Origin of the sequence: Enterococcus sp. DIV0176 (assembly GCF_050528535.1) — a bacterium.
GTDB classification, from domain to species: domain Bacteria; phylum Bacillota; class Bacilli; order Lactobacillales; family Enterococcaceae; genus Enterococcus_B; species Enterococcus_B thailandicus.
In genome coordinates this window covers 1,321,346-1,345,188 of record NZ_CP172879.1, presented here as the reverse complement: position 1 = coordinate 1,345,188, position 23,843 = coordinate 1,321,346, and the positions used below count along the sequence as shown (strand labels likewise).

Here is a 23,843-nt window from a genome sequence, read left to right as displayed (position 1 = left end):
GCTCTGTTTTTTTATTTTTTAAAAGACTCAAGTCAATTCTTTAATTAGTCACTTTCTGTGTTTATTCAGATGCAATCCAGTCGTCAAAAAAAGTTTTTTTATATTTTTTAAAGACCGTTGAATCTAAATGGCTTTTGTTTTCGATTACTGAAAAACGGACATCATCAGAATTGGTAAAGTGACGGTCGAAAAAGGCAGATTGATCAGCGTTATCTAGAAAGAGTGGCTTGTTTCCATGTGTGGCTGCAGTGGCTTTTTTTGGACGTTCCTGGTTGACAATCATGGATTTCCTCCTAATTTTGCAAGTTCCCTTGCTTTTGTTTTGGGAATCTTTTCAGTTTACATTCTAATGAATCAATGTATTATCGTCAACTAATAGCTGAAAGAATAAACAAGCTCACGCATAAATGATTTTATTTAGCGCGAGCTTGTTTTGGCGTAATTTCGTTAGCTAATTTTATTACTTACGGGCTTTTTTTCGTTGGTGCCGTCTGTAAAAGAGAATCAAAAACAAACTAATCAGAAGTAATGCACTTAACAGAATACCCCATAATAAAAATTGGTGTCGCTGAGTTACTTTTTTGATTCCTTTTGAAACTTCTTCTGGTGTGTAAGGCACACGATGACCTCTTACTAATAAGCGATGACTATTAATCATGTAAGGTGTACAAGTTAATAACGTCACCAAGTCTTTTCCTTCTTCAATATGCAGATATTGCGTATCGGTGGGTTCGACCGTTTTGATTTGATCTACTTGGTAAGCAAGAGTCTTACCGTTTACTTCTAAATAAAATTCATCCCCTTCAGTTAATTCAGGCAAGTCGGTGAATAGCTTTGCTTGTGGCAAGCCTCGATGTCCAGAGATTACTGCATGGGTGCTAGCCCCACCAGTAGGATAAGATGTACCTTCTAGTAAGGAACTCCCCTTTTCTAGTAATAATGAATTCGTCTTATCAAAAATAGGTAGACGAACATTGATTTTTGGAATCGTCAGAACACCAATCGTATGACTTTCGAAATAAGTTTTATCGGGTTTTTTCTCCGCCTTTTTTGGTTCAGAAAAAGGATCTAGTCCGGGATTTCCCCCTTCTTTAGCCAGTTGCTGATTTTTCTTTTCCATTTTTGCTTGTAACTTCGCCATGGCATCTGCATTTTCTTGATTGGCTTTTGTTTGATAATGAGAAATGATTTGCTGATCGAGATAGTTGTTCAAGGCATCACTGACAAAAGGATAAGCCAAAGCACCTATGCCAATGAACAATAAAAGAATCATTATGCTATCAATCACTCGTCGTCTGTTTTTTCGTTTCATGGATTCCTCCTTGGATGAAGATCAATAAATAAAAGAGCCTAGGACAACACAATGTCTCAGGCTCTTTTATTGTTTTGGTAGATAGAATCCTTTGATTATTTTGTTAATCGAAAGGCTTGCTTCACTTTTTAGCGGAAGTTCAGCTTCTATACATTTTCTTTGCGACGTTTAGCAAAGTATAGCCCTACAACAACAAGTAATAAAGCACCTGTACCGATGTACAAGTAGATTCCTTTACCACCAGTTGAAGGTAAAGTTCCTTTGTGTTTGTTTGGAACTTTTTCTGGAGCAACTAAGTTTTCAGTTGTTCCGTATGAGTGTTCATCAACTTCAAATTCAATCCGATTTGTTAATAGAACGTAGTCGTTAGGAGCAACTGTTTCTTCCAAGTAATACGTTCCATAGTCTAACCCTGTTACGTCTACTAATCCATCTGCTGATGTTGTGAAAGTAGTTGCCTCTTCTTTGTTTTTCACCCAAGTAACAGCTTTTGTTGCCTCATCGATTTTCAAGTAATTAGCTGTATCGCTGTCTTCGTCACGTACGACAAATGAAGCGCCTGCTAAAGCTTGTGTTGATGAAACATCACCATCTACTTTGATAAATCTTTTCCCACCAGTAACAACTTCAACAGTTGGTGGTGTTTTATCATCTGTATGTCCATTGTCTACGTTGGCTTCGTTTTTAAATCCTTTGGTTGGATCTGCTTTTTCATTTAAGTGCATGTAGTAAACAAATTTCAAAGTACCACCTGGTGTTAATGAAGGAATAAATGCAGGATCAACTGCTACAGTGAACCCATTTTCTTGTTCTGTCACTTGATAATTTGCGGGTGCAATTACTGTATCACCATCATAAAGTGCGTAGGCATTGTCACCTGAAGCAATGTTATCAAACGTTAAAGCTTCGTCATGTGTATCAATTAGATTGAATTTAACATATTTGTTTGCATCGCCTTCTTTATCTGCAATACCTAAAGGAATATTGACAGAAATTTCGTATTGGATTTTTTCACCGATTGCAACGTCTTTTCCATCTAAGTTAGGTGTTGTTTTTTCTACTTTTGATGTGTCATTTTTAATTGTTTTTTCTACAGCTGTTTGATTATCAGCTTCAATTGTAAAATCTGTTTTCGTTTGACTTTCAATCAATTCCGCATTATCTGGTGCTTTAACTTCTTCTAATACATAAGAACCGACTTCAAGATTTTTGATTGTTAATTCACCAGTCGCAGCATCAGTTTCTGTAAAATCGTTTTCGCCAATTGCATAATTTTTTCCGGTGATGAAGTGTTTCGCTTGGCTTTTATCGGTTGTCCAAGTGTAAAGACCATCTTTCACACCTTGGATATATTTTACGATGCTCGGAGTTCCTTCTGTTTTTGAGATAACAAATTCTGCACCATTTAAAGATTCATTTTCAGCAGTACCAACTTTTTTGACGTGTAATGCACCATCGTTGGCTACGATATTTTTTGGATATAAATGAATGGTTGTTAATTCTTCTGTTCCGTATTTGTAAGAACCATCTGCTTGTTTGATTAGTTCATAAACAGGAAAAGCAACGACCATATTGGCTGCAGCAGTTACGCCATCTTTTGCTTCTTCTTTGATGGTATAAACTGCATCTTTACTTTGTTGTTTCTTTGGCAAATCCAAGCTAACGTTTCCGTTCGCATCGGTTGTTCCTTGTGCAATAGGTGTGCCAGTTGTTAAGCCTTGAACTGCTTGCTTAGCAGCATCGACTGTTGCACCTGCTTCACGTTGAGCATAGAATTCTGCTGTTACATCATAGACACTAAACGTTACACCAGCTAATCCTTGATACTGGTCAAACTCACTCATTTCTTTCCCGCTATTTTGAATCAATGGGTCAGGAAAATCAGTCATCTTCTTTTTGTGCAAGATTACTTTTGCTGTGTCATCATTTTCTGCTGCAAAAGCTGGAACTGTACCTACTAGGCCTGTAAAAAGTGGTAAGGTCAGTAACAATGTGCTTAATAAATACCAAACTTTCTTAAACTGTTTCATTTTTTTGCTCCTCGTTTTTGATAAATTATCCAACCAATGACTAAGCCAATTAATAATGTTCCAAGTAGTCCCCACCAAATGGTTTGTTGGTCATTTGTTTTTGGTAATAGCCCTGAATGTTTTATCTTTTTATTGACGACTTTTAAAGGCTCTGTCGCTTGCCCATTTGATACATAAGAATGTTCTGTAATCGTAAATGGAACTGATTCTTGACTTAAGACATAGTTATCAGGTGCTTTGATTTCTTCTAAGAAATAGTGTCCATCTCTTAAGCCTTTGACTGCAAAATTTCCAGAACGATCAGATAGAAACTGTTTTGCTGCTTGTTTATCTTTGTTCCAAGTGTAGCCACTAGCTGATTCATGTAAGTAGTTACCTGTTTTGTCTTTTACGATAAAGACTGCTCCAGCCAGTTTTTCTGTTTGATTTTCGCTTGAGACTTTAACAAATCGTTTACCACCTGTTCGTACAGCAGTTTTCTTTGTGATGGAGTGTTTATCACTGTCTAAACGACCTTCATTGAGAATAGCTGTATCAGGTTTTGCATCTTTTTCTAATGTCATCTGGTAAGAAATCACTAGTTGTTTCTTCGCAAATTTTTGGAGTTCTTGAATTGAAAAATCTAACGTAAATCCATGGGTGTGCGTCTTCGTCGTATAGCCGCTGGTTAACTCTTGTCCATCCACAGATACCTTCAATGTGTTCGGTAAAAGCGTCAGTACTGGATCAGCAGTATCTGAAATACGAAACTGGTGATAATCTAAGATGTTTGCCGGAATAGTTGTCTTCAATTGGTAGTGAACAGCATCACCCACAGTAAATCCATTTTCTCCCTCTAACACCGTTTTTTCTAGTGGTGGTAAGTCATACGCATTTTCTTCGTTTTTAGGGTAAAGGTGGATTGTCGACAAATCCGTGCCATTACTATCTTGTACTGGTAAAATCACGACCAGATTACTTGCTTTTTCTTTGACGACTTCTGGTGCATGAACTTCAATGAATAAATAAGCTTTATCACGTTGCTTTTCGTCTTTAGTTGGCAAAGTAAAAGATAAGATCCCATCTTCACCGTTTACATGACTTGTTGTTCCTTCAGCGACCAGCTTTCCCGCTGAAGCGCCTGTTTGTGCTAATTTAGTTTGAGCCGATTGAACAGAATCTCCCCCACTGCGTAACTGATAAAAGGAATCGGTTACGTCAAATACTTGATAGTCCACATCATTGAGCCCACGATAATTTTGTAATAAGGTACCTTCTTCACCAGAATTTTCTTGTTCTGTAGGCAACTGACCTTCAGGAAATAGTAATTTGTGTAAAGTAATCTGAACGTTTGCTTGCGTATTTTCTGCCAATGCTTGTTGTGAAAAGCCGAAAAATACAAGCACGAACACACACAGTTTTAATAATCGCGCGTTTTTCATTCGTTACACCTCTCCTTCTGTTCGTTGCTTGATGAATAGATAACCACCGACTGTTGCTAAACTAATTGCAGCGATCAAGTAGAGCCAAACACGACCAATTCCACCAGTTTCTGGTAGAGGAATTTTTGCTTGGTTCGTTACATCTAAACTGATTTGATTGTTTTGTTCACCAGTGACGAGCACATCGTCGATTTCTTTTCCGTCAATAGTTACTGTCCCATCTTCGTTAATCACAAGTTTAATGGGTTCTTTGAGTCCTTGATATCCTTCAGGTGTAAATGTTTCTGTCAAAGTATATTCACCAGGCTGTAAGTTTTCAAAGAGGAAGGTATCTGTTTCTTCGCCATCTTTTGGTAATTCAATATCTGTATCTGGACCAGTTAAGCGGAATTTTGCACCTTTTAACGCTGTCTGATTATCTGCTTTCTTGTGCACCGTCAAATCAAAAGCTTTTAGATGATTCTCGTGCGTCACTGTCCACTCCGTTGCATCCTGATCGATGTTCTTACCATCGTAATGAATCTGGCCATATTTATCGACTTTGAATTCATAATTTCCAGCAAGCGTATCGTAGCCGAGTGGGCCAGTTGTTTCGACCAAGCGATAAGTCCCAGACTGATTGATTACAAAATGGGCAATTCCAGATTGATTTGTTTTTTCGGTACCCACTTTTTGATAAGTCCCTTGTTCGTCTTTTCTTTGCAATTCAAATGTTGCGTCTGCTAGATTAACTTGCTTACCGTGTTGCAACGTGTACTTTCTGATATTGATTGGTAATTCGGAAAACTGATTTTCAATTTCTAGCGTAATTACTTGATTGCTCGTAGTTACTTCTTTTCCATCAATCTTGACTGTCCCTTGATTCGTGACTTCGATGTTCCAAGTTGTTTTTTCGCCTAGTTCATGGCCTGCCGGAGCTTGAAGCTCTGTCAGTGTATATTTTTCCCCTTTTTGTAAGCGAACCTCTTTAGGCAATGAGTAACTGCCATCTTGGTTGTCAATTAGCGTTGTTTTGACGCCATCACCAGTTAACTCAAAAATTGCTCCTTCGAGATTTTTTTCACCAGTTGAAGAATTCTTAATCACTTTCAAGTCTAATGGTTTAAACTGTTTCGTGTTTTTCCAAGTTGTTTCATCTACTTTTTCTTGGTCATAACCCGGGACTGCCACTTCATTAGTCATCTGATAGCTGAAATTTTTCCCTTGATTGTTGTATTGAGGAAGACTAAGGGTTTCATCATAAGAATCATCAGCTGTTTTTGATAACTGTGTGATATCGGTTCTTTCCCATGTGTTACTAGTGTCATTTTCAGGTTTAGAAATCTTGATGTAACCAGTCTGCCAATTTGCTGAATTTGTCACTTGTTGACGTGTGACTTCATAGGTAACACTTTCTGGTCGGCTACTTGTATCTTGATCAAATTCTTCCCAAATCTTTTTGAAATTCAATTTGACCCCAGGAGCTTTACCAGAAGGAACACCAAAATCTGCAAGTTCACTTGACGTTGCCATTGGTTGAAAAGTTGTTCGTCCATTCATTTGATACCAAAAATCTGGTTTGAATGAGTCTGATTCCGTTTGAAGTCTAATTTGATAATGAATTTGGATTTCTTGCTGTTTTCCTAAATAAATACCATTACTTTTTACCGTTGTTCCGTCCATTGTAATGCTTGGCATAGATGGGACTTGAACTGAGCCAACACTTTTAATACTTAAAGTATCTGGTTCATAAATAAAAGGTTCAGCAATTGGATCAGTGACATTTCCGTTCACAACGGTTCCGGCAATTTGCACGGCTTTCTTTGCCAAATAATCCGAGATGTCTGGTGCATAGTCAGCAGATTCATAATATAAATCGCCATTTTCGTCTTCAGAAACCATTTGCCGCATTTTATTTTCAACTTCTTGTTTCGATAAACCAGCAGTTGAATCACTTTGTAATTGAATACCTAATCCGTGAATCTCAATTCCGCGTTGTTTTAGCGCTAGGGCTTCACCAATCGTTGCGATAAAGGTACTGTTGATTCGACGATTCGTATTGTTCTGGTCCTGCGCATTGTAACTGTTTGAAATGTAGGAAGTATTTCCGGGTTTGTCTTGACTCGTAGTAAACTGCGTACCGTAATAACTACCGTCAGCTTCGGTTTGAACACGGCTAACATGATATGAAAATGTTGGTACACCATCCGTTAGTAGAACGATGACTTTTTTGTGTCCATTTGGTGTTGCTAACATGTTACCGGCATCACGTAATGCTTTTTGTGTAAAAGTACCACCAGTTGTACTACTTGGCGTAATATTTTTGATTGGGTTTTTCACAGAGTCAAATGAGCCCATCGGAACTGTTCCGTTTTTGTAGCCATCACTTGAATAACCTACGTAACCCATATTGATACTGTCAGTAATTCCGCTATCAGCTAATGTATCAACAAAACGGTTTACGCCTTTTTGAACCTCTCCGATTCGGTTGTTATCGTTCATACTTCCTGACCAGTCAACGACTAAGACTAAATCTAAAGGTGTGATCTCTTTTTGAACATTTCCACGAACATTTAAGTAGACATCAAATAGTCCGGGCGTGGAAGTTTCTTTTGCGTATTTGCGAATTGCATAATCTGCTTGGTCGCCAGTACCACCATATTCGATATACGAGTTCGTTTTATTTAGCGGATCACCATTCCAAGAAGTTTGCCCATCCCATTCAGTGCTACTTCCCTGTTTATTTCCTTGATGGTTGATGACTTGCTGATTACCAGTTGGTTGCCAACTAGCTGTTGGATAAGTGCCTGAATTGTCGGTCGTGTACTGTGGATTAATCGACTCATGTTCTTTTCGGGAAAGATCGGCTGCTGTGGCCATTTTTGCTTCGGCGAAAGGCCGAACAATTTCTTCTGACGTTGGCTCGACATCACTTTCTTCTGCTATAGTGTTATCTGTCGTGCTGTCAGTCTCCGTTTCTTTTGGAGTCGTCTCACTCGTAGTTTCGTCAGGCATAAAAGATACTTCAAATTCATTTTTTTCGTACAATAACTTAGGTGTTTGGGTTACATCTAAGGAGTGAGAATCAACAGCTAACGAAAGTTGAACTTGCTGATTTGTTCCACTGGCAATTGTTAAACTGAGAATATGATCTTCTACTTGATAAGAGTAGCCATCTTTTTGAAGTTCTTTTGTATCAATCAAGCGAGCGTTCGTCAACTTGATTTCTTTTTTTAGTGCAGCATCTGTCTGATTGATAAGATTCAGATCCACATTTAAAGAGGTCTGATCTTTTTCATCTGTTGTTATCTGTGCTGACGTGATATCAACGGTATCAACAGCTTCTGCTTTCACAGTGATTGGCATTAAATAAGATGAAACAAGTAATAGCACAGCGCCAATAACCCCAAGTTTCTTCAATAATTTAATTTCTATTCTCTCCTTTCCTTTGTGGGTCAATAATTCAATTAGAATAGCTAATGGCACAATTTTTCATTATTCTAATCTAATAATTATTATACGAAGAAGCCAGTAATTAAATCACACCAGTTTTTAAACCGAGCGGTTTCATTTATGAGATTGCTTCATTCTTTCGATGGTTGTTTCATTAAAGTAAAGGGTTGGGGAGGAAAAAATATGATTAGGCTATTGGAAGATAATTATCGGAAAATGGAAGAAATTATTAGAATATTATCCATTTCTGACAAATGGATGACTAAAAAAGAACTTGCAAAATATATTGGAAGCTCTGAGTCAACGTTTATTCGTTATATTGAAGAAATCAAACAGCGTTGGGGATCAGTATTCACGATTCAAACTTCCCATAAACTTGGCTATCGCTTGGAAAGGTTCAACGTCTCAGTTTATCTACAAATGTTAACGGATATGGCACAAACCTCAACAAATACCCAACTATTGAACGAATTCATTCAAAATCCAGGCAATACGATTGAATATTATTGTGACACGATCTGTATCAGCCGCTCCTCCTTTGCTCGAAAATTGAAACAGTGTAATCAAGTATTGGAGAAATATTCACTGAAAATTGTTGTTGACCAGGGCTATCAACTAACAAGTACAGAAGGTGAATTATCATTACGAATTTTCGTTACCTTTTTCTTTTTGATCTACTACGGTCACTACGCACTACCTTACCAACTAGACAAAAAGGAAGTGAAGCAATTGATGCGTCGTAACCACTGTCAATTAAATATTGTCAGTGGTGATAATAGTTACGAGCATACTTTTTTTATTATGTATTTCATGGTTAGCTTGGAGCGAGAGCAACAGGGATTTCCACTCTATTCCGAGAGACAATCTCCTGAAAATATGAAAATCAAACACGAAGATTATGTCTTTTTAAGCCAGTATTTGATTGGCTTAGATGTTGAAACGTATCAAGAGGTACTCTACCATTTTCAAAAAGGACCTTTCCAACAATATTCTTATGAGGAAAAAAAGGATATCAGTGAAAAAATCCGTACCAATCTAAAATTCAATTCTTTTTCACAAACTGAGCAACTCACAGAAGATGCAGTCGATTTTATCGTGCATCTCTTGACTTGTCTTTATTTATTCTCTCGACTAATTCCGTTTGATACAACGGAATTAACACAACGAGCAACTTTGTTCACAAGACATATTCACTTTACTCAACTCCATTTATATGCAAGACTTCAAGCAGAACTGCACTTCTTTTCCGCTCTATTAGAAACCAATTTACTAAACCATTCTTCTTCCTATATTTTTTGGCTGTTGAATGGCTATCCAGGCATCAATCAAAGCATTGTAGCATCTAAAAAGATTTTAGTTGTCAGTGATATGGGAATCAATCATAGCCAGTACATTGGTAATTATGTTCATGCGACACTTTCTTTACACAAAATCCGTTCAGATATGTTAGCTATTACAGATGAAGAAGTCGTTGACTATGATTTAAACGCATTTGATCTGATTATCACCAATCAACCTATCCCACAGACTGATGTTCCAAGCGTCTTGATTAATGACGCTATTTTATTTTCAAATGAAAGTGAATTGTTAGACCTGTTGGATTTTTGATTACTGCGTTATTTCTAAAATAAGTTATCTTGCATTTTTAGTGGTGAATGCTAATCGGTTTTCTTGGCAAACTAACAGTTTATGTTATAGAATGAAAGAAAAGGAGGTTTTCGTATGATTGAGGGATTAAAAAGAAACTTTAAAACTTATGCTTTAGTCAGAGCTATTATTTATATCGTTTTAGGTGTATTGATCGTTATTAATCCAAGAGCTGTTTTTAATCTGATTGGTTATCTGATTACTGCTTATTTCTGTTTGTTAGGTATTTTCAATTTATTTGAAGATTATAAACGTAAAAAACAAGTCGGAAGCTGGGGCTTTGGTCTGTTTAGCGGAATCATCTTTCTGATTTTGGCATTGGTCGTGTTGTTTTTTGCACCAGCAATTGCTTCGATTTTACCGATTTTGTTAGGCTTAGCAATTATTTGTAACGGCATTTTCCAATTGATTATGGGATTGAATATGAAATCGACACCATGGCTTATCTACAGTGTGCTGTTATTGATTGGCGGAATCGTTTTGTTGTTCAACCCATTTGCTAGTTTGTTAGTTTTATTCCAAATCTTTGGGGTAATGCTCATTGTCATGGGCGTGTCAGAAGCAATCAGCTTTTTCAAATTAAAAAAAATGACGATCAACTAAGCTAAGTGTTAATTGTATCAAGAGAAATGGTTCGCCTGATTTTTGTGTAGCAGGTGTGCTGTTTCTTTTTTATTCAAATGAAAGGAAATGATCAAATGGAATTTATTGGAACCTTGTGTCTAATTTTGATTGCGACAACGCTTGGTTCACATCTTTCACGTCGTATTGGGATTCCCGCTGTAATCGGGCAGTTGTTAGTCGGCGTGATTCTAGGACAAGCAGGTTTAAATTGGGTGCATCCCAACATTTTAGTACATGATTTTTCTGAAATCGGTGTGATTTTATTAATGTTTCTTGCGGGTTTGGAAAGCGATCTATCTTTACTCAAAAAGTATTTTAAGCCCGGTATGTTCGTTGCTTTGTTAGGAATTCTATTTCCAGTAGTATTTGGTTGGCTCACAGGTGAAGCTTTTCATGTGCCGCTAAATGAAGCACTGTTTTTTGGAATTATCCTTGCAGCAACTTCAGTAAGTATTTCAGTTGAGGTATTGAAGGAATTAAATGTGGTCAATACTAAAGAAGGCTCAACCATCCTTGGAGCTTCTGTAGTAGATGATATTTTAGTTGTCTTAGTGCTAAGTTTGAGTCTTTCGTTCTTGACTGGTGACACAGCTAACCAAACATCTCTTCCACTGATTTTATTGGAACAAGTGATTTATTTCGTATTTATTTTCTTGTTGGTTAAATGGATTGCTCCTCTATTGATGTCTTTCGCAGAAAAAATTTATGCAAATTCTGCTGTGATCATTGTTTCCCTAGTCATCTGTTTGGGGATGTCTTTTGTCGCAGATCTAGTTGGTCTTAGTTCAGTAATCGGAGCATTTTTTGCAGGAATTGCTGTTAGTCAGACAAAAGTCAAACAGGAAGTTTATCGAAATGTAGAGGCTTTAGGTTATTCCGTCTTTATTCCTGTTTTCTTTGTCAGTGTAGGACTGGAAGTAGATTTCGCCAATTTCGGAAGTCAACTTTTCTTCATTCTTGCCTTTACGATTGTTGCAATCTTGACGAAGCTGGTCGGTGGTTATTTCGGCGCAAAAGTTGCTGGCTTTTCTGGAAATAGTTCCTTGATGGTTGGTGCGGGAATGATTTCACGTGGCGAAATGGCTCTGATTATTTTACAAATTGGACAACAAAGTAAGTTGATTGAAGCACGGTATTATTCACCATTAGTAATCATCATTTTACTAACGACTTTAGTTTCTCCATTGATTTTAAAACATTTTACGAGAAAGATTTATACTGTTAAAGTAAATTGAAATCAAAATAAAAAAGGTAAAACAAAACGATAGTCCGTTTTGTTTTACCTTTTTCTTTCCTATTTACTAACAAATTTAATTAACGATTTGTTCATTGACGTACTCAGCATATAAGTTGTGGGAATGAATCAACTCGCTGTGAGTTCCGTGTCCAGTAACTGTTCCTTTTTCAATGAAGTAAATTTGATCCGCATCAACAATTGTTGATAAACGATGGGCAATGACTAAGGTTGTTCGTCCTTTCATCAAATGATCTAATGCACGTTGGACTTTTTCTTCTGATTGTGAATCCAAACTTGCAGTTGCTTCATCTAACATCAAAATTTGTGGGTTTCGTAAAAACGCACGGGCAATCGCAATTCGTTGTTTTTGGCCACCTGATAATTTCACACCACGTTCCCCGATTTCAGTCTCCAATTGTTCAGGAAAATCACGAACAAACTGATCGGCATACGCTAAACTTAAGCCGTGCCAAAGTTCGTCATCAGTCAAAGTTCTACCCAAACCATATTGTAAATTATCTCGAATACTTCCAGCGAAAACAGCACTATCTTGTGACACGTAGCCAATTTGTGAACGCCATTCGCTCAATTTAAACGATTGAATGTCTTGATTGCCAACTGTAATTTTACCAGCTGTTGGTTGGTAAAATCGTTCAAGTAAAGAGAAAATCGTTGACTTCCCGCCACCACTTGGTCCAGCAAAAGCGACCACTGTATTGGGTTTTGCATAGAACGAAATATCCTTTAGAATTGGATGATTTTCTTCATAGCTGAAAGAAATATTTTCTGCTTGAATCGTTTTTCCTGCAACATCGACAGCTACTTCACCGTTCTTTTCAACCGTTGTTTCCAAAATTTGTTGGATACGTTCCGTTGCCCCCATTGCTTTTTGCGCTTGAGAGAAAAACATCGCAAAGCTTGTCACGGGCGTGATGATATTAAACAGATACAAAAGGAATGCAACTAATTCGCCACTTGTTAACGTACCTGCTTGAACGCGTACGGCACCATAGCCAAGGATTCCAACAAACAATCCAAGCATTGCTGTCATCATGATTGGTTGTAAAACAGCTTCTATTTTGGCATCTTTGACACCTAAAACAAAAATCTTTTCGATAAACGTACGACCACTATTTTTTTCTGCTTCCTCGCCATTACTTGATTTGATCAAACGAATCTCAGCAAGTTTTTCTGTAGCATCGGCATTAAAATCAGCTGTCGCACCTTGTAGTTGACGACCAATCTTAGACATCATCTTACCAATTGGGATCATGATAATCATGACGACTGGTATTGCAACAAACATCAGCGTCGCCATCTTCCAATCCATAATGATCAAAATAATAACTGAGCCAACTAGTTGGATTGCACCAGTGATAAAGTTTGGAAATTGAGTCGTCACTAAATCTTTGATCACCGTTGTGTCATTTACTAAACGAGAACTGCTCTCACCTGATTTATGTTCATCATAATAACCTACAGGTAAATGAAGTAAATGTGCCCATAACTTTTCTCTTAGGGATTTAACAGAATGTTCACCAACATAACGAAGTAAAAAACCACCAATCGTTCCAAAACCAAGATAAACGGCAAATGCAACAAGTAGCACTGCGACCATTTTCCCGTCAATTTTTGATAATTCACTGGTATCAACCAGCCCCTTTGTTAACTGTGGGACGACCAAACTTGCTCCACTTGTGACTAGACTGAGTAAGATCCCAAATAAAAACAAACCTTTCTTGGAGCTTACACTGTTAATCAATTTCATAAAATCTTTGAATTTAAATGTTCCAGTAGATGCTGGTAGTTCTTCAGCAAATCTTGCGGGTTGTCCGCCTCCGCCTCGTGCCATGTTCTTTTCCTCCTAATACCTCAAAACTTGTTCTAAAATTTTTAATCGTTAAAAATCTTCCCACTCATCATCATTGTTTCTTTGCGAATCATCTTTGTTGAACGGATGCTGTCTTTCATTTGGACCGCCTCTCCAAAACTCACGTCGAAAATCACGACCAAATCGATTTGGAAAATCTTGTGAAAAGTCTGGACGACCACCATGTTCACCAAATGGCGATTTTCGCATCATTCGTTTCATTTCGCGACGCATTTTTCGTAAATCTTCAGGTGGTAAGTTTTGCCAATCTCCACCGTATTCTTCAAATAAAGCTTCCCGCATTTCTTGCATTGCTTGGAAACGATCTAATGGATCAATAAACTTTTCTGATTGACGATGAAATTCACCGCTCCATCCACTAGAGATTTTTTCTAATAAGTCGCTAAAAGTTGTTTGCTCCTCTTCAGTTAAACCAGCAAAAAAGATTTCGCTTTGATTTTCTTGTTTGAAGGATGCATTCTTTTCCGCTTTTGTTCTTCCTTGTTCCGTTAAATAAACGCGTTTTGTTCGTTTATCATTTTCATCTTCCTCACGGGTAACATCCCCACTTTTTTCCATTTTTTTCATTAGTTCTGCTAACGAGCTTGGTCGTAAATCTAAAACTTCAGCAAGGTAGCTTTGGACTAATCCATCCTCTAGTCGTAAAATTGCCAAAACTCGTTGTTGCCCAGTAAATTTTTGCTTTTTTTGACTCATAAAAGCATTGCTTGCTTCACTAATAAAACGTAGTTGCTTCATCAAACGTTCAGATAATTCACTCATCTTCAAAATTCCTTTCTTTTAGTTCGGTACCGAACTTTATTTCGTTAGTTATTATAGTTCGGCACCGAACTATTTGTCAACTACTTTTTATAAATTATTTAATGAAAAAAAATCAACTAGATTGTGTTACAGAATTCTTTTCATCACTTTCTTTCCAGCTAATTTTTTTGCAAAAAAATAAACCTCACCGCGCGGCGAAGTTTATTACACGTCTTGTTTTTTTTAGTTAAATCCCGCATAAGGATTCGATAAACCATGTTTTTCTTTTTCAGCAATTGCATAGTTTACTTCTAAAGCAACTTGTTTCTTTGCATCCTCCGAGCTGTACATACCAATCTTATAGTCGATTTCTTGTAAACTTTCTTCGATTTTTTTCTGCTTTTCTAATACCTCTTGTCGGTGACTCAATAAAAGGTTTTTTCGTGAATCAACCGTTTCAGGACCAGCCATGACAAATTCAATGTACTGTCGAATATCACTTATTTTCATTCCAGTTTCCTTTAAACAGCAAATCGTATGGATCAGATTTAAGTCACCATCTGTAAATTCACGATAACCTGCGTCATTTCTTGCTACAAAAGGAAGTAAGCCTTGCTTGTCGTAGAATCGTAATGTGTAAATAGATAGCCCGACTTTTTGAGAGACTTCTTTGATTGAGTAACTCATTTTTCCACCTTTTTTCTTTTTTTCTTGCCATAGAGTATGGTCTAGGGTCTAGTATAAGTAGCATAAACAAATGAATCAGAAAAAGCAACTGATAAGGAGATAGAAAAATGACAGATAAAGTATTAGTTACAGGTGGAAATGGTTACTTGGGCATGCAAATTATTTTAGCTCTTTTAAATCAAGGATACGAAGTCCGTGCAACGTTAAGATCCCTTGATAAACAAGCAGATGTTCGGAAGACGTTGAGAAATAATCAGGTGAAAAATATTGAAAAATTAAGTTTCATTCAAGCTGATTTGGCTAAAGAGGAAGGTTGGGAGGAAGCAATGGCTGGTATCACCTATGTCTTGAGTGTCGCCTCTCCTCTTTTCGATGCCAAAAATAAAGATATGACTATTGGTCAGCAATCAGAAGAAGGAACACTGCGAATTTTAAAAGCTGCCACACGAGCAAAGGTAAAACGTGTCGTCATGACAGCAAATTTTGGGGCTATCGGCTTTAGTAACAAAGATCAATCTTCAATCACAACGGAAGCAAATTGGACGAATCCCGATGAAAAAGGTTTATCTGCCTATGAGAAATCCAAGTTGCTGGCTGAAAAAGCAGCATGGAAATTTATTCAAGATGCTAACACGTCATTGGAATTAACCACAATCAATCCAGTCGCAATTATGGGCGCTTCTCTTAATGAACATGTTTCTGGTAGTTTTGTATTATTGAATAGCCTGTTCAACGGTTCATCAATGCCGAACCTCCCTTTAAATCTTGTCAATGTCCGTGATGTTGCTGATTTGCACGTTCGAGCAATGACACATCCTCAGGCAAAGGGACAACGGTTTATCGCTACTGAGGATGGCCAAATCTCTATGGCTGAAATCATTGCGCTTATCAAAAAGAAACGACCAGAACTTGCTAAACAAATGAAACTCAAACATCTTTTACCCAGCCCTATTGTTAAGTTGGGTGCTTTATTCAATCCTTCTGCGCAAGAAGGCAAACTCATGCTTGAAATCAATCGCAATGTTAGTAATCAAAAAGCAAAAGATCTTTTAGGTTGTGAACCACTTAGCAATAACGAAGAAACCATTTTGGAAAGTCTTGATACGCTTGAAAAGTACCATTTGATTGGCTGATTGGTTGCATCTGACACAACGATTCTTTAGGTCAAGAAAGATTGTGCCTAAAATGATTCTCAAGTTTTCAGTAATAGTTTAATGTTCGTTAAGGTTGCTGATTTTAATTGATTGTTTCATTCGCTTTGATAATAAACTTTAACAAAAAAATTGCTGGAATTTTTATTCAACGTATGATTCACCAACAAAAAAGGAGGTATGACAAAAGTCTTGTCATACCTCCTTTTTCTGAATAGATGGTGTTCACCAAGCAATTTTTCGCAATAACTCTCAACTGTTTAAAAATATGAAAAGCTTTTTTTGCCAGTTGAGAGTTATTTTTTCGAAGCTGAACGCTTGGAGCCACAACTTTATCCACGGTGTTCCCAAGGCAGCTCCTTCGGCAATAATTCCTTCTTTCATAAAAACTTGAGGAACTGTTTTTAGAAAGAAATTCTTATTGCTTGAAGCTAAACACCTTGTGCCACAACCTTATCCACGGTGTTCCCAAGGCAGCTCCTTCGGCAATAATTCCTTCTTTCATAAAAACTTGAGGAACTGTTTTTAGAAAGAAATTCTTATTGCTTGAAGCTAAACACCTTGTGCCACAACCTTATCCACGGTGTTCCCAAGGCAGCTCCTTCGGCAATAATTCCTTCTTTCATAAAAACATGAGGAACTGTTTTTAGAAAGAAATTCTTATTGCTTGAAGCTAAACACCTTGTGCCACAACCTTATCCACGGTGTTCCCCAAACAACTCCTCGAAATAACTCATACCTGTCCAAAAATATGAAAAACTATTTTTGTCAGTTATTCATTATTTTTTCGGAGTTAAACGTTTTGCGCCACAACCTTTATTGATAAGTTTCATTTAGATAGTTTACTAATTCTGGTGCTCGTTGTGTTGCAGAGTCCCCTTCTTTTTTATCCTCTAGCATACTAATCATGAGATAGCCTTGGTTAGCTGGATTTGTAGCAAATAAGAAACTATTTTCTTGCCCTTTTTCATCTTGTTTTTCCTTGATTTCTGCTGTACCTGTTTTTGCTGCTAAAGGAATTCCTAAGCTAGCGAGTGAATGTGCTGTCCCATTAGGATCAGTCACAACAGCTTCCAAGTCTGGCAAGATTGTTTGAACAGCGGAGTTACTAACCACACTGTCTTTCGTTTTCGTTTTTTCATCTAAAACTAATTTAGGATAGATAAGATTTCCATTGTTAGCAAAAACGGAATACATCGTTGCTTGCTGGATAGGTGTAATCAATAATTCTCCTTGACCATAACCAGTATCTGCTAATAAAATTTCTGATTTGAAGCTATCTTCATTAGAAATCTGTGCAGGATTCATACTGATTGGTAGGTCTAAATCTTCACCAAAAATAAACTTATCTAAGCCCGCTCGGAAAGCTTTTTCTCCCATTTTCAATGTTTGTTGTGCCATATAAATATTATCAGAGTAAACCAACGCATTTCGTAAATTAACTTGTGCCACATCGCTTACCCGCGTCACTTCATACGACCCCCAAGAAGAATCTTTTTGCCATTTTAATCCATCAATGTTTAAGCTCTCTTCAGAATTTAGTGTGCCATTGTCCAAACCAATTGCGGCAGTAATCATTTTAAATGTCGAACCTGGCGCATAACCAGTAGCAAAACGGCTGATAAATGGTTGGTTTTTGTCATCGGCATACACTTGGTAGTCCTTTTCAGAGATACCATTGGTCATTTTATTCGGATCATAACTTGGTGAACTTGCTAAAACGAGTAGATCGCCTGTTTTTGGTGTGGTAGCTACAGTCGAGCCAGCTTCTCCACCTAATTCATCGTAGGCAGTCTTTTGAGCCTTTGCATCAATCGTTAATTTAATTGATTTGCCATTCTTCACTTCTTGTTCTTGAAGTACGTTTTTTTCATTCCCATTTTCATCTGTGATAACTAACTTCCCACCGTTGGTTCCCCGTAATTCTTTATCGTAAGCCATTTCCAAACCAGAGCGTCCAATTTTTCCTACACTACTTAATTTTGGATTCTTTTCGATATCTTCGGCAGTAATGTCACCTACATAACCAATTAATTGTGCGGCAGCTTCACTTAATGGATAATATCGTCCAGTTACTTCTTGAATAGTTGCACCCGCAGGTAATTCTGGTGTTTCCCCATCAATGATTTTGAGTGGAACGAAGTAATCTGGTTGAACCCAACTTTGTGAGATAGCTTGGTTGATTGCATCTTCTGTTAGTTGTGTCCTCTCAGCAAGAGTTTTGATATTTGCCTCTTTTTCTGCACCTTCGCCTAACTTACTTGGAACAACACCGAGTTGCTTCAACTGGCCATTGGTTGCTAATCCTTCCCCGTTTCGATCCAGGATTTCACCACGCGTTGCCTCTTGTGTGTTCAAGCTGACTTTGTCCCCATTTTCCATAGTAGGGAAAACCAAATTAGGTTGCCAATTGATTTTGGGTCCTGTTTTTTCGCGAGTCAGTGTCCCTTCAAAAGTCAGATTTTTTAGCTCACCCAAAGCAGTGCTCATTTTAGCTGTGTAAGAAAAAGTATAGGTATCTTTTTTCTTTTTTTCGACAGTTAAATCTGACACGGTATATCCTTTTATATCAACAGCATCATAGATATTCTGGTACTTATCCAAAATGTCTTGAGTCGTCCATTTCGATTTTTTTGTAGCTGTTGTTAAAAAGGTCGTTGCTTTTTGATAATCGCCTTTATCAAGTGCCTTTACAAATTGTTTAATCGTTGTTTTCGCTTCATCGACAGTTTTGTTTTCTTGATCATGTTGATAATAGAAAAATCCCCCACCAGCTATTGCAATGAGTGCTACAGCGCCTAAAATATATGGGACAGAGCTTTTTGTTTTTTTCTGTTCGCTTCTTTTCATCTGTATCCTCCCAATTTTTGCTTCAACCATCGTTGGTCGTTAAAAACACTTCTATTATATCTAACTATCAACTAGGTTGCTATCTTAAATTTTTTTTAAATTTGTTATTTTTTTGTTTTATGTACCACGTCTTTTCTAATAAATAAAAACCAACAAGACAAGAATCACCATTGTCTTGTTGGTTCTTTTAAGTTAAAAAATTAAATATCATCGAAATCAAAATCATCTAAGTTGATTTCATCTAGTTCTTCTTCCCTAGTCTTAACCTCTTCACGAAGATACTGGACATCCATTACTTTGATAAATGGATAATAGATTGCCATCCCCAAAACAAATAAAAGTCCTTGTAACACAGCACCTTGCCATCCACTCACTAAAAAGCCGGAAATGATTGGTGGTGTTGTCCATGGTAACTGAATTCCATTTGTGTAAGGAACCAATCCGATATTCATTGAAAAATACGCAATAATGATATTGATTGTTGGAACTAAAGCAAAAGGAACCAACAAAATAGGATTCAAAACAATCGGTAACCCAAAAATAACGGGTTCGTTAATTCCAAAAATCCCCGGAATTAACGATAATTGTGAAAGCTTTTTGATTCGTTGACTTTTACAGAATAGAACCATTACCACAATTAACGACAAGGTTGAACCTGCCCCACCAAAAGTCGCGAACATATCTTGAAATTGACCGGTAATGATGTTCGGAATTTCATGTCCGTCTTTGAATGCTTGCAGATTTTCGACGGATAAAGCTCGAAGAACTGGATTGAACACAGCACCAACGACACTGCTCCCGTTGATTCCAAAAAACCAAAAGAAATGCAAGAAAAGATATGCGATAATCATAGCGCCTAACGTATTTCCTAAGCTTAATAACGGCGTTTGTAAGAAGGTGAAGATAACATCTTGCAGATTGCCATAAGAAGTCAAGGAAACAAGCCAGTTTACTAAAAACATCATTGTTACTACTACAAAACTTGGAATAAGTGCTTCAAATGATTTGACTACAGTAGGTGGAACACCATCCGGCATCTTGATCGTCCAACCTTTACGTACCATTGCAACGAATAAACGAGTAGAGATCAACGCAACAATCATTCCAAGAAACAACCCACTAGACCCCATCCACTTCAAAGGCAAGCTAGTTACTTCATAAACAGTTGTGCTTCCTTCTGGTGTAAATAATGTCTGATACGGAGTTAAAATAAAGAAGGAAACCAGTGCTATAATCCCAGACTGCATTGCATCAACATGAAATTGTTTCCCTAAACTGTACGCAATTCCGACTACGGCCAAAATGGTCATGACATCGAAACTCGCACTAGCAGGTACAGACATCATTGCCTCCCAGTTGTCACCAAGCAAGGCAGACATCCATTCATTCCACTGAGGAAGAGGAAAATTAGCAATTAAAAGAAAAACTGAGCCGACGATCAATAGTGGTGTTGACAATAGGAATCCATCACGAATAGCAACTAAATATTTATTTTCACCGATGACTTTGGCTAAAGGAGTTAGTACTTTTTCCAGCCAATTCAAAAATTTTTGCATGGTCGACCTCCACGTTATTGTTTATTTTTCTTGATTAATTTAAGTGCTTCTTTTAACGCACCTTCACCGTCCATCATGCCATAGATTTCTGGAGAGATTGCAGCAACCGGAATATTTTGTGGTGAAAACTGCGTCCGAACTTTTTCGAGCAAGAAGCGCACTTGAGGCCCCAATAAAATGGCAATCGGTTTTTCCTGCTCAACAACTTCTTGTGCTCTAGCAACTGGAAAGGCAGTAATTTCTAATGGCATCTGGTGTGCTTGAACGACTTCCATCATTTTATTGACCATAATACTTGTAGACATACCTGCATCACAAAACAAATAAATTTTTTTCTTCATATAATTCACTCCTTAAATGTTTTTTTATTTTTAATCAATTGGTGCTTTGATTCTTTTCTCGTAGGCTTCTAACCATTCCTGCGTGATTGGTTCAATCAACGTTGTCTGATTTTTCCCTGGATTAGCAAGAAAAATTTGTGGTGCTTGTGTTTGTGTACCGACACTAAAGGTGAATTCAACATTGGTTGCCACGCCCCACTCGCCTGCCTTATTCAGTGCAATGAGTGAGAATGCGCCAGCTTTCCCATAGCGCTCTTTAAGTTTTGTTTCAAAAGAATAAACTGCTTGATCACAAGCTTCTTGTGGACTAGCTCCGCTGCCCATTAGTCGAACAATCTCGTAAGATAAACAGCCCTTCATCAAATCTTCGCCTAGCCCAGTTGCAGCTGCTCCACCAATCGTACTATCGACATAAAAGCCTGAACCAGAAAGTGGTGAATCACCGACACGTCCAGGCTTTTTCATAAACAAACCTGAGCTGGAAGTTCCTGCTGCCATCGACCCATAGGTATCTAAGGTGATAGCACCAACCGTATCATGACCATCATAAGGATCCAACTGTTTTTCTTGGATTTCTTTTAATCGCTTTTCCCAAATTTTATGGGCACGAGGTGTTAACATATTTTTTCGTTCAAAATCATGCAGCATCGAATATTGTGTTGCACCAGTTCCAACTAAAAAACTGTTAAATTTTTCTTCACTTAAACTTCTAGCCACTGAAATAGGATTTTTAACATCCGTAATTCCAGCAACTGCGCCAATTTTAAAAGAGTCGCCATCCATAAAAGCGGCATCCATTTCTAAAATGCCTTGAGCATTTGGCAAGCCACCATAACCCACTGATTTATAATACGGATAGTCCTCCACAGTTTTAATCAGTGTTTCTACAGCATCTCCAGCTCGTTCATTTTTTTCTAAAAGTCGTAGTGCTTCAACGACACCATCATGTGCCATTCGCCAAGTAGCAATTGCACCTTGCATTCTATTCACCCTTTCTATTTCATTTCAATTAATGCGCTTTCATAAAAATATTATAATTAGTATATACTGTTTTGTATATACTGAAAGAATTAAAAAGTTGACTTTCTCATAAAAAAACAATCAAGCTCTCATTTCTGTAAAAAAGGTTGTGGCACAAAACGTTTAGCTCCTCCAGATAGTTTGCATCCACCTCAAAATATGAAAAGCTATTTTGAGTGTTTGCTCACTATCTGGAGGAGTTGTTTTGGGAACACCGTGAGTAAGGTTGTGAAAGAAGTGCTTGGCTCCAATAAATCAGAATAAATTTTCAGAAATTGCTTCTCAAATTTTTGTGAAATTTAGACTTATTTGGAAGGAGTTGCTTCTTGAACGCCGTGGGTAGAGGCTGCGATGTAAAACGTTCAGCTCCAAACAAGATGGCAAGCTGTCGCTCAAAGCCGTAGCTTATATTTGGAGATGGCTGAAAGCTATGTGGAAAAGTTACTTCTTGAGTACCGTTTATTCGAAAAAATGAAAAATCTAGTCCCTCTCAGCATGTTTTCAATTTTAAAACCGCCTAAAATCAACGCTTTTAAAAACGGATTTTAGGCGGTCTATCTATTTGGGAAAATTTTTATCCTAGATCTTTTTTGGGTTCTTATTCAGTCAAAGCAATGATTGCCCTCATATAAATTTCCAAATTCAGCAGTAAGTCACGTTCATCCATGTACTCATCTTGATTATGTGCGATCCCTTTTTGCCCTGGAAATGAAGGACCAAATGCGACAATGTTTGGCATAAACCGAGCATAAGTTGCACCGGTAGTCGTTACGGGTGAACCATCTTCTTTCGTTACCTCTTCATAAACTGCACTCAACTTTTGGACAAGTGGATTTTCTTTAGGAAACGAACTACTTTTGATTCGACGAACAATTTCCATCTCGCTATTTTTTGGTAACTGTCCAAGAAGCGTTTCGGTTACTTCTTCTTCAGTTACGGAAACAGGATAACGGATGGCAATAGATAAGGACAAACCGGTTTCTGTTTTCAACAATTCATAGGGGGTCAAAATCAGTTTTCCACTGTCTTCGTCTTCAAAATTCAAAGCTAATCCTTCCCCGTTGTGTTGATTCGCGAGCGAATCTGCTATCCAAGAAAAATAGTCCTGTAATTCTCCCGTTAATAATTGGTTGGTCTTGATTTTTTCAGCTAATAAGGTAATGGCATTTTCGCCTAACTCAGGTGCATTAGAGGGGGATCGTTTCCCAGTTACCATGATTTCTTCCTGATTGACTGTGACAGCTAATTGGTCAGGAACATGATCTTTTGCTTGATCGCCATTAATATTACTGAGTTGATTTAATTCTTGCGTATCAAAAGCAGTCAAAATTTGATAGTTGACAATTCCACGCTCTCCGTAAACGACGGGATATTTGCAATCAGGCGTAAAACCGAATATCGGTGGCTTTTCTTGGCTCAAATACATCGGAATGTCAGAACTACCACTTTCTTCATCTGTTCCAAAAAGGATTCGAATCGTTTTTTTAGGGACGAATCCAGCTTCTTTTAATAACTTCATACCATACAGACACGCCATAATAGGACCTTTGTTATCTAAGATTCCACGCGCATAAAAACGTCCGGCCTTTTTTGTTAACTGATAGGGTGGAAATGACCAGCCTGTACCTTCGGGGACAACATCCAAATGTCCAACAATTCCAATATACTCAGAATCTTTTCCCCATTGTGCGTACCCAACTGCATCTTGCACACTAGAAGTTTCAAATCCATAGCTTTTAGACAAAGAGAGGGCTTTTTCAAGTACCTCTTTTGGCCCTCGACCAAATGGCGCTGCTTTTTCGGGTGTCCCTTTCACACTTTTGATCTTTATTACTTCATTCAAATCTTGATAAAACTGTTCTTTGTTCTCTTCGATTAACTGGTGAATGTTCATAGTGACCTC

General features: G+C 37.6%; 17 protein-coding genes. 4 read left to right on the top strand and 13 right to left on the bottom strand.

Annotated features, from left to right (window positions below; genetic code table 11):
* Positions 1 to 61 precede the first annotated feature (61 nt).
* From IGJ66_RS06310 to IGJ66_RS06290, 5 genes are all read right to left on the bottom strand, one after another.
* Positions 62 to 283 (bottom strand): hypothetical protein, encoded by a 222-nt coding sequence (locus IGJ66_RS06310; RefSeq protein ID WP_067481993.1) that lies wholly within the window; start codon positions 281 to 283, stop codon positions 62 to 64.
* A gap of 177 nt (positions 284 to 460) precedes the next feature.
* On the bottom strand, positions 461 to 1,312 hold the full coding sequence (locus IGJ66_RS06305; protein WP_071868360.1) for a class C sortase: 852 nt from the start codon (positions 1,310 to 1,312) through the stop codon (positions 461 to 463).
* Between the two features lie 146 nt (positions 1,313 to 1,458).
* Positions 1,459 to 3,342: a SpaH/EbpB family LPXTG-anchored major pilin gene (locus IGJ66_RS06300; RefSeq protein WP_430616373.1), complete on the bottom strand. Its 1,884-nt coding sequence runs from the start codon at positions 3,340 to 3,342 to the stop codon at positions 1,459 to 1,461.
* Positions 3,339 to 4,763 carry a SpaH/EbpB family LPXTG-anchored major pilin gene (locus IGJ66_RS06295; RefSeq protein WP_430616372.1) on the bottom strand — a complete coding sequence of 475 codons (1,425 nt, stop codon included), beginning with the start codon at positions 4,761 to 4,763 and terminating at the stop codon, positions 3,339 to 3,341. Before IGJ66_RS06295 ends, IGJ66_RS06300 begins: the two co-directional genes overlap by 4 nt.
* A 3-nt stretch (positions 4,764 to 4,766) precedes the next feature.
* On the bottom strand, positions 4,767 to 8,228 hold the full coding sequence (locus tag IGJ66_RS06290; protein ID WP_430616371.1) for a vWA domain-containing protein: 3,462 nt from the start codon (positions 8,226 to 8,228) through the stop codon (positions 4,767 to 4,769).
* 150 nt (positions 8,229 to 8,378) lie between these two features.
* Here IGJ66_RS06290 and IGJ66_RS06285 point away from each other — a divergent pair, with 150 nt between their 5' ends.
* The 3 genes from IGJ66_RS06285 to IGJ66_RS06275 all read left to right on the top strand — a co-directional run bounded on the left by IGJ66_RS06285 (position 8,379) and on the right by IGJ66_RS06275 (position 11,701).
* Positions 8,379 to 9,803, top strand: a complete 1,425-nt coding sequence (locus tag IGJ66_RS06285; protein WP_075491521.1) for a helix-turn-helix domain-containing protein — start codon at positions 8,379 to 8,381, stop codon at positions 9,801 to 9,803.
* A 114-nt stretch (positions 9,804 to 9,917) separates the two neighbouring features.
* On the top strand, positions 9,918 to 10,445 hold the full coding sequence (locus IGJ66_RS06280) for an HdeD family acid-resistance protein (protein ID WP_271014916.1): 528 nt from the start codon (positions 9,918 to 9,920) through the stop codon (positions 10,443 to 10,445).
* A gap of 95 nt (positions 10,446 to 10,540) precedes the next feature.
* Positions 10,541 to 11,701, top strand: coding sequence for a cation:proton antiporter (locus tag IGJ66_RS06275; RefSeq protein WP_270344523.1), 1,161 nt, complete (start codon positions 10,541 to 10,543; stop codon positions 11,699 to 11,701).
* Between the two features lie 75 nt (positions 11,702 to 11,776).
* On the opposite strand, the gene IGJ66_RS06270 is transcribed toward IGJ66_RS06275, so the two are convergent.
* From IGJ66_RS06270 to IGJ66_RS06260, 3 genes are all read right to left on the bottom strand, one after another.
* Positions 11,777 to 13,471 (bottom strand): ABC transporter ATP-binding protein, encoded by a 1,695-nt coding sequence (locus IGJ66_RS06270; protein WP_430617024.1) that lies wholly within the window; start codon positions 13,469 to 13,471, stop codon positions 11,777 to 11,779.
* Positions 13,472 to 13,603: 132 nt separating this feature from the next.
* Positions 13,604 to 14,356, bottom strand: coding sequence for a MarR family winged helix-turn-helix transcriptional regulator (locus IGJ66_RS06265; RefSeq protein WP_430616370.1), 753 nt, complete (start codon positions 14,354 to 14,356; stop codon positions 13,604 to 13,606).
* Between the two features lie 222 nt (positions 14,357 to 14,578).
* Positions 14,579 to 15,022, bottom strand: a complete 444-nt coding sequence (locus IGJ66_RS06260; RefSeq protein WP_430616369.1) for a MerR family transcriptional regulator — start codon at positions 15,020 to 15,022, stop codon at positions 14,579 to 14,581.
* A 107-nt stretch (positions 15,023 to 15,129) separates the two neighbouring features.
* On the opposite strand from IGJ66_RS06260, the gene IGJ66_RS06255 reads away from it, so the two are divergent.
* Positions 15,130 to 16,155, top strand: a complete 1,026-nt coding sequence (locus tag IGJ66_RS06255; RefSeq protein WP_430616368.1) for an SDR family oxidoreductase — start codon at positions 15,130 to 15,132, stop codon at positions 16,153 to 16,155.
* Positions 16,156 to 16,989: 834 nt separating this feature from the next.
* Here IGJ66_RS06255 and IGJ66_RS06250 read toward each other — a convergent pair.
* The 5 genes from IGJ66_RS06250 to IGJ66_RS06230 form a co-directional block, all read right to left on the bottom strand.
* Positions 16,990 to 19,023, bottom strand: a complete 2,034-nt coding sequence (locus IGJ66_RS06250) for a penicillin-binding transpeptidase domain-containing protein (protein WP_430616367.1) — start codon at positions 19,021 to 19,023, stop codon at positions 16,990 to 16,992.
* 200 nt (positions 19,024 to 19,223) lie between these two features.
* Entirely contained in the window at positions 19,224 to 20,579 is a 1,356-nt protein-coding gene (celB, locus tag IGJ66_RS06245; protein ID WP_067481973.1) for a PTS cellobiose transporter subunit IIC, read from the bottom strand.
* Positions 20,580 to 20,593: 14 nt separating this feature from the next.
* Positions 20,594 to 20,920, bottom strand: a complete 327-nt coding sequence (locus IGJ66_RS06240) for a PTS sugar transporter subunit IIB (protein ID WP_067481971.1) — start codon at positions 20,918 to 20,920, stop codon at positions 20,594 to 20,596.
* A gap of 30 nt (positions 20,921 to 20,950) precedes the next feature.
* Complete coding sequence (locus IGJ66_RS06235) at positions 20,951 to 21,901, bottom strand: N(4)-(beta-N-acetylglucosaminyl)-L-asparaginase (protein ID WP_430604995.1); 951 nt, start codon at positions 21,899 to 21,901, stop codon at positions 20,951 to 20,953.
* 637 nt (positions 21,902 to 22,538) lie between these two features.
* The gene (locus IGJ66_RS06230) at positions 22,539 to 23,834 is read right to left on the bottom strand and encodes a M20 family metallopeptidase (protein WP_430616366.1); all 1,296 of its coding nucleotides are present in this window, start codon (positions 23,832 to 23,834) and stop codon (positions 22,539 to 22,541) included.
* Positions 23,835 to 23,843: the final 9 nt, after the last annotated feature.